The 2,426-nt window shown below is 43.8% G+C and carries 2 protein-coding genes; both read left to right on the forward strand.

The window, feature by feature from the left end; all coding sequences use genetic code 11:
• Nucleotides 1-191 precede the first annotated feature (191 nt).
• Complete coding sequence (gene fbaA / locus NWQ57_RS14935; protein ID WP_306022959.1) at nucleotides 192-1,283, forward strand: class II fructose-bisphosphate aldolase; 1,092 nt, start codon at nucleotides 192-194, stop codon at nucleotides 1,281-1,283.
• A gap of 90 nt (nucleotides 1,284-1,373) precedes the next feature.
• Nucleotides 1,374-2,360, forward strand: coding sequence for a polysaccharide lyase family 7 protein (locus NWQ57_RS14940; protein WP_306022960.1), 987 nt, complete (start codon nucleotides 1,374-1,376; stop codon nucleotides 2,358-2,360).
• Nucleotides 2,361-2,426: the final 66 nt, after the last annotated feature.

Here is a 2,426-nt window from a genome sequence, read left to right on the forward strand (position 1 = left end):
GCCCATTAACACGCCTGAATGAAGAGTTAAGGTACAAATTTGTAGATACAAATTCGACTTAGCCCCTTTTGTATGGTTTTAAGCTCAGGCTTTGTGGCCCTCCGGATTTGCCGCTCTGGTGGTTACATTAATGAAACTGGCAGGCGAACATTCTGCTTGTTAAAGGCGATAATCGAGTAAGGAAACCATCAATGAAAAATGTAATTCACCTGCTTCAACCTGGTGTCATAGTGGGTGAAGATGTTACAGCTTTATACAGTCATGCCCGTAGCAATCAGTATGCGTTGCCGGCGGTTAATGTAGTTGGAACCAACTCAATTAACGCCACATTAGAAGCAGCCAAAAGAGCACAATCTCCGGTGATCATTCAGCTATCACATGGCGGGGCACAATTTTTTGTTGGCAAAGGTCTGTCTTTGCCTGGCCAACAATCTGCTGTACTTGGCGCTCTAACTGCAGCGAAGTATGTTCATGCCGTAGCAGAACATTATGCAGTGCCTGTGATGCTGCATACCGATCATGCTGCTAAAAAATTATTACCATGGATTGATGGCTTGTTAGAAGAAGGCGAGCGTTACTTTGAATTAACGGGTAAACCCTTATTTAGTTCACATATGCTCGACTTGTCCGAAGAGCCATTGCTCGACAATATAGACATCTGTGCAGCCTATTTGTCTCGCATGGCCAAAATGGGCATGACCTTAGAAATCGAACTGGGTTGTACCGGCGGCGAAGAAGACGGTGTCGATAATTCTCATTTAGATAACTCTGCCTTGTATACGCAGCCTGAGGACGTTGCTTTTGCCTATGAACGTCTAAGTCAAATTAGTCCTAATTTTATTATCGCGGCATCATTCGGTAACGTACATGGCGTGTATAAGCCGGGTAATGTGGTGCTCACTCCGAGGATATTGCGAGAGTCTCAAAGCCATGTGTCAGATAAATTTGGCCTACCCGCTAATAGCTTAAACTTTGTATTTCATGGCGGTAGTGGTTCTGAGCCTGAAAAAATCGCCGAGTCACTGACCTATGGTGTGGTTAAGATGAATATCGATACTGATACACAGTGGGCAAGTTGGCAGGGTGTTTTACATTATTACCAGCAGAAACAGGATTATTTACAGGGGCAAATTGGCAATCCGGATGGCGAAGATAAACCTAATAAAAAGGTTTATGATCCGCGAGTGTGGCTGCGTCAAAGTGAAGAATATATGGTAGAGCGACTTTTGCAATGCTTCCAAGATCTTAATTGTGTAAACCGGTATGCACTAAACACGGACTAACAATTAAGGCATGCTGAGTCTGCGCGGAACTTAGTATATTTGCTCAGTCTATTACGAAATGGGTCATTTTTAGTGTTTGGAGATTATTGAATGAAAACCTTAAACAAAGCGCTAATTAGCGCTTTTATACTAAGTAGTCTATTGGCCTCGAATGAGACAATAAGTGCCACAAGCGCCAATGACTTCACCATTGCGGCGTCGCATCTTTCGTTAGCTGAAGGGGTTCTACTTGGTGATCTACAAAAACTTGATCCGAAAAAAAAGCCGAGCGAAAATTTTGACTTATTAGATTGGAGCCTAACGCTGCCAACCGATCTCAACAAAGACAAAAAAGCCGATACCGTATATGAAAAACCACTGAGTGAAGGCTTCGAATTAAAGCCCTTATTTTATACCGCAGATGACGGAGGCATGGTGTTTGCGTGCCCTAATGTGGGGGCAAAAACCTCCAGTAATACCAAGTATGCGCGAACCGAGTTGAGAGAAATGTTACGCCGCGGCAATACCCGCATGAAAACACAGGGAATCACCGGTAACAACTGGGTATTGAGTTCAGCACATGGCTCAGACCGTAAAAATGCAGGTGCGGTTGAAGGCAGTCTAGAAGCGACGTTAGCGGTTAATCGGGTGTCGACGACGGGAGATGAAAAAATGGTCGGTCGGGTCATTATTGGGCAGATTCATGGGACCGATGATGAGCCAATTAGGCTGTACTATCGCAAGTTGCCGAATAATACCAAAGGCTCTGTCTATTTTGCCCATGAAATAAACGGTGGCGATGATGAGTGGATCGATTTAGTGGGTTCGCGTTCTCACACCTTGCCAGATCCGCAAGATGGCATCGAATTAAATGAAAAGTTTAGTTATAAGATCACCGTAGAAAACGATGTTTTATTTGTCACCTTGATACGACAAGGGAAAGAAAATGTTACCAAGCATTTTGATATGAGCAACAGTGGTTATAGCAGCAGTGACCAATACATGTATTTCAAAGCTGGTGTTTACAATCAAAATAACGGCGGAACCCCCAAAGACTACGTGCAGGCTACTTTTTACCACTTAGATAATCAGCACTGATAACAACGAGCGAGTGTGATGCGCACTCATAGAGACAACAAACCCTGTGCTAATAGATGAAGCAAC

The organism is Paraglaciecola sp. (assembly GCF_030730205.1).
In the GTDB taxonomy this organism is placed as follows: domain Bacteria; phylum Pseudomonadota; class Gammaproteobacteria; order Enterobacterales; family Alteromonadaceae; genus Paraglaciecola.

Coding starts and splice junctions, on each gene's coding strand:
- NWQ57_RS14940 (WP_306022960.1), top strand. CDS start 1,374: ATGAAAACCTTAAACAAAGCGCTAATTAGCGCTTTTATACTAAGTAGT.
- fbaA (WP_306022959.1), top strand. CDS start 192: ATGAAAAATGTAATTCACCTGCTTCAACCTGGTGTCATAGTGGGTGAA.